The sequence below is a fragment of the Longimicrobiaceae bacterium genome, assembly GCA_035696245.1.
Lineage (GTDB): Bacteria > Gemmatimonadota > Gemmatimonadetes > Longimicrobiales > Longimicrobiaceae > DASRQW01.
In genome coordinates this window covers 1-5,191 of record DASRQW010000359.1, presented here as the reverse complement: position 1 = coordinate 5,191, position 5,191 = coordinate 1, and the positions used below count along the sequence as shown (strand labels likewise).

The window sequence follows — 5,191 nt, the reverse complement described above, 5'->3', positions numbered from 1 at the left end:
GTGAGCGTCTGCCCGGCAGCGGCCACGTCGGTCGCCTTGACGGCCGCGTGCCCGGTCCACCCCGCCGCGCCCAGCGTGCCGCTGGCAATGAGGCTGAACGAGCCGGCGCGGTTGGTCCCGTACTGCACGTTGCTGCCGCTGGCCGTGGCGTTCACCGCCAGGTTGCGCAGCGAGCCCGTCACCGTGCCCCGCGCGCTGACCGCCCCGGAGACCTGCGGCAGCGTGCCGCCCACGACCGCCGTCGGGAAGAGCCCGGTGACCGCCGCCAGGTTGGGCGCGGTGAGCGAGAAGCGCAGCCCCACCGGGTCGTCGCGCGTGAGCCCCAGCGTGCCCGACGCCTCCGCCCGCGCGCCGCGCAGCGCCACCGTGAACGTGTCCACCCGCAGCACGCCGTTGGCCGCCACGATGCGGGCCGTCGCCGCCTCCAGCGGCACGCCGCCCACGGTCGAGCCGGGAGAGGCGTCGAAGGCGATGCGGCCGTTGAACGTCTCCGGCGTGGTCCCGCTGCCGGCGATGTCCACCGTCGCCGTCAGGTTGGTGACGGGCACCGTGGCGAAGCCCGGCAGGCCGTGGAGATCCAGGCCGGCCACGCGGCCGGCGACCGCGTAGCTGGGCACCGTGCCCGCCGCGTACCAGCCGTGCAGGTCCAGCATCCCCACCGCCCCGGCGAGGCCCACGTCGAACCGGTAGGGCCGCCGCCCGCCGCCGGAGACGGCGATGGGGCCGCTCACCGGGCCGCCCAGCAGGTCCGGCTTCCCGACCAGCAGGCCCACGCGGAAGTTGTCCACCCTTCCCGACACGTCCACCTGCGGCGCGGTGCCGCCGGGGCGGCGCACGGTGCCCGCGAGCTGGAGCCGCCCCGCGCCCTGCGTCAGGTTGGTGTCGAAGCGGAAGTCCTCGGTGGTCCCGCTCGCCGCCACGTGCCCGCTCAGCGGCCCGTCCAGCGGCACCCCGCCCGCCAGCACGGCGCCCGCGCGGAAGGCCGAGAGGTTCGCGTCCACGTCGAAGCGCGGCACCGCGCCCAGCGCCACCGTGGCGCGCAGGTCGATGCCGCCCGGGTCGCCCTGGAGGTTCGCCGTCACCCGCATCCTCTGGGTCGATCCGGCGATGGAGATGGGGCCGTTGAGCACCGCCGTGCGGAACGGCAGCGCCGGGAACAGCTCCGTGAGAGTGGCCAGCGCCAGCGGCTCCGCGCGCGCCGTCAGGTCGAACGTGGGCGTGGTGCCCATCGTCACCCGGCCCGAGAGGCCGCTCAGGCGCGTGGAAGGCGCGGTGCCCACCTGGTACGCCAGGTTGCCGGCCTCGATGCGGAACGACTCCGTCGTGCCCGTCAGCGTCGCGCCGCCGCGGAGGACGCCGCGCAGCATGTTCGCCTGCGCCGGGGCGAAGGGCCGCAGCGTCGCCAGGTACAGCGGGCGGGCGTCGATGCGCAGCCCGTCGAAACGCGGCGCGCCGCCGTTCGCCCCGAGGGCGACCAGGCCGTTCGCTGCGATGGTGGACGTCTCTCCCCCGCCCTTCGGCGCGATCGTGCCTTCCAGATCGAGGCGCAGCGACCCGCGGCCCGCGCGGACCTCGTCCACGCTGGCGATGGTCCCCCGCACCTCGCCCGCGAGCCCGGTCGGCTTGACCAGTCCGAGCTCTTCGAGGGTGGAGATGCGCAGCGGTTCGAGCGCGAGGCGCGTGTCGGAGAAGGCGGGCGCCGCGCCGGGGGAGGTGACGATGGTCGCGTGGCCGCTGGCGCGCGAGTCCAGCGCCGCCACGGTGGCGTCGGTCACGCGGTACGTAACGGCCCCGCGCGCGCCGGACCGCACGTCGAGCGCGAAGCGGGCGATGCCGGACGCGGGGATCTTGTAGCCCAGGCCCCGGAGGTCGCGGAAGTCCAGCGGATGCGCGCGGATGCGGAAGTCCATCCCCAGCCCGGCGTCCGCCAGGCGGATGGAGCCCTTCCCGTCGAACGCCGAGTGGTCCGTGCGCAACGTACGGATGTCGAAGTCGATGCGCTCCCCGTCGCGCGAGCCGACCGTGCCGGCGAGCTGGGCGACGTGCAGGTCCGGGTGGTCCGCCTTCGCGGTCAGGCTGCCGACGTCGATCTTCCACCCGTCCGCCCCGCCGAAGCGGATGGACGAGAGCGTGCCGTTGATGCCCGTCACGTGCCGAACCGTCATCACCTGGCGGCCCACGCGGACGCGGGGAGCCCCTCCCTCGGCCGCGAAGAGCGCCGTCCCGCTGTCCGGCACCGGGCCCGCGAGCATGGCGACCGACGCGCGCCCGTCCACGATGCGCGCGTTGCGCACCACGTACGGGCGCGAGTCGGCGGCGTTGTTCGCCGCCGCGAGCTTCACGTCCTTCCCCCCCGCCTGCACGCGCCAGATCCGGGAGAAGTTCCACGTGCCGTCGCGCGCCTGGGCGAGGCGGATGAACGGCCGGCGCACCTCCATCGCGTCGAACTCGATGGGCCCCTTCCCCGCCAGCGACCGCGCGTCGAAGCTGAAGGTGACCTCGGGCGCGGTGGCCACCGTGTCGCCGCCGCGCGCCAGCAGCGCCACCCGGCTGAGCGAGCCCACCACGTGGCCGTCGACGGTGATGCGCTCCAGCGAGAACGCCTCGCGCGGCAGGCCCAGGCGGGCGCTCACCAGCGCCTCCGTGCGCGCGTGGCGCACGTGGTTCACGTACGTGAGCAGGCCCAGCACGGTCACGCCCAGGCCGACCACGAGGCCCAGGAGCAGCAGCCCGGCGCGGCGCGCGCGCTCGCGGCGCGAAGCCATCAGAACGGGCTCCCCACCGCCACCTGGAAGGCCAGGTGCCTGCGCAGGAAGCCGCCCCGCTGCGGCGGCACGTACCGGTTCTTCACCCGGAACAGCCCGCCCGCGGGGTCGATCGCGTACAGCGGCCCCGGCTCCGGGCCGTACGGGTTGTACGCGACGTCCAGGCGGATGGGGCCCACCGGAGTGGCGATGCGCAGCCCCACGCCCGGGGTGACGCGCAGCCCGGGGTGGGAGACGACCGAGTCCGTGGGCGGGTCCCAGACCTGGCCCGCGTCCACGAACGTGGCGAAGCGGAAGTAGCTCGCCAGGAAGGGCGACGGCATCGTCAGCTCCGCCGAGGCCAGCACCGTGCGCCGCCCGCCCGTGGCCGACCCGTCGGTGAGCGTGTCGATGCTGGTGATGGTGACGGTGTCGCCCTTGGGGTGGTGCACCTTGAACCGGTCGATCACGTACACCGTGGGCCCCAGCGCGTTGGTCGCGAAGCCGCGCACGCTGTTGGCGCCGCCGCCGTAGAAGCGCCGCTCCGGCGGGATGTAGCCGTTGGGGCCCTCCAGCCCGGAGATGAAGGTGCCGCCCATGAGCCGGCCCGACAGGATCCAGCCCGTGCGCACCTGGCGGTACAGCGCGCCGTCCGCCAGCAGGCGCAGGTAGCTGTCGTCGGAGCGCAGGACGCGCGAGGCCAGGTCCAGCTGCGTGCGCGCCTGGAAGCCCGACGTGGGCGCCAGCGTGCCGCGCGTGGCGTTGTGCACCGCGCCCACGCTCAGCGAGTTGCTCCAGCGCGGTTTCTTCAGCGGCCCGATCGCCGCGGGGTCGCACACCTGCAGCGCGCGGCAGTAGAAGACGTCGCGCGCGTCGGTGTTGCCCCGCTCCGCGTTCAGCGAGCCGCTCACCACCGTGCGCGGCGCCACCCGCCGCGCCACGCCCAGCTGCGCGCCGGCCGAGTGGCGCAGGTACAGCCCGATCTCGGACGTCTGCTCCAGGTGCCCGCCCGCCGTCACGCTCGTGTGCGTCCCGAAGAAGCGCGGCTGGAGGAAGTTCGCGGCCAGGCGGTAGTTCACCGACGTGTTGATCGCCTTGTCCAGCCTGCTGGCCGAGTCCGGCGTCTGCAGGCCGCGGCAGAGGAAGGTGTTCTCCAGCCCGCCCGAGCTGCCCACCCCCAGCTTGGACACCGCCGCGTTCAGCTCCAGGCGCCGGGCGCCGCCCAGGAAGTTGCGGTCCACGTGCGTCACCTGGCTGCGGAAGCAGTCCTGCGTGGCGATGCCCGCCGACACGTCGGCCATGAAGCGCGCCGCCTCCACGATCCGCACCAGCACCGTCGTCCCGATCTCCGCCGGCTGGAGCTGCAGCGAGTCCGGCGAAAGCTGCATCGAGTCCGGCGCGATCTCGACCGAGGCGTAGCTCACCAGCTCCAGCCCGAAGAAGTTGCGCTGGCTCTGGTCCAGCGCCGAGGCCCGCAGCACGTCGCCCTCGCGGAAGGTGAGCTGCCGCCGCGCGATCTTCTCCTCCAGCCGGTCCAGCCCCGCGAAGATGATCGTGTCCACCCGCACCAGCGGCCCCGGCACCGCCTGGTAGCTCGCCTCGGCCACGTCCGACACCGTGTCGATGCCGTAGTTTCGCAGCACCTGGGCGTACGCGTAGCCCTTCTGGAGCAGCGCGTTGCGTATGGTGTCGGCGCTCGAGATGAAGTCGCGGCGGCCGAAGGGCTTGCCCACCTTCAGCGGCAGGCGCTTCTCGATCTGGCCGGGCTGGAAGAGCGAGTCCAGGCCCTCCACCGCCAGCGAGTGCAGCGTGACCTTGTCGCCGGGCACGATGGTGAAGTGCACGCGCGCCTCGTCGTCGCCGTCGGGCGTCACGCTGGGCACCACGCTGGTGCCGTAGTAGCCGTGGTCGCGGAAGTACAGCTGGATGCGCGAGACGTCGCGGCTCAGCACCCCAAGGTCCAGCGAGTGCACCGCGCGGCCGGCGCCGAACGGGCAGGCGGGGATGAAGAGCAGCCGGCAGCGGCTGGTCTTGGTGGCGATGATGAGCGCGATGGAGTCGCGGCGCAGCTTGAGCGCCACCCCCGGCGGCGTCTCGAACAGCACCGCCGTGACCTTGCGGCCGTCGTACTGCTGGTACGCGGGCAGCGGGCCCGAAGGGGCACCGCCGGCGCCGTTGGCCGCGCACGCGGCGAGGGCCGCCACGGCCAGGGCCGAGGCGGCGGAGCGGAACCGTCCAGTGAGCGCGCGCAGGGGCCGCCCGGGGCGTAGGAGCATCGATCTCGCGTAGCGCGGAGCGCGTGCCGCCGGGAAGGGCGGGCGCTGGAAACGCCGTCCGGGCGCGGACGGGAGCAAGCACGGCAATCTACACCCGCGCGACCGGCGGTCAAACGCGGTCGCACGGCAGGAAACGCGGGTCCCGTGGAGCATCCCCCGTGCCAGGGCCCG

Annotated in this window: 2 protein-coding genes; both read right to left on the bottom strand. The window is 74.2% G+C overall.

The genetic code is table 11. The features are described from left to right. On the bottom strand, window positions 1-2,765 hold a 2,765-nt coding region (locus tag VFE05_16420; protein ID HET6231660.1), incomplete at its 3' end, for a hypothetical protein. Beyond that, entirely contained in the window at window positions 2,765-5,020 is a 2,256-nt protein-coding gene (locus tag VFE05_16415; GenBank protein HET6231659.1) for a BamA/TamA family outer membrane protein, read from the bottom strand. The genes VFE05_16420 and VFE05_16415, both read right to left, overlap by 1 nt. Window positions 5,021-5,191 lie beyond the last annotated feature (171 nt).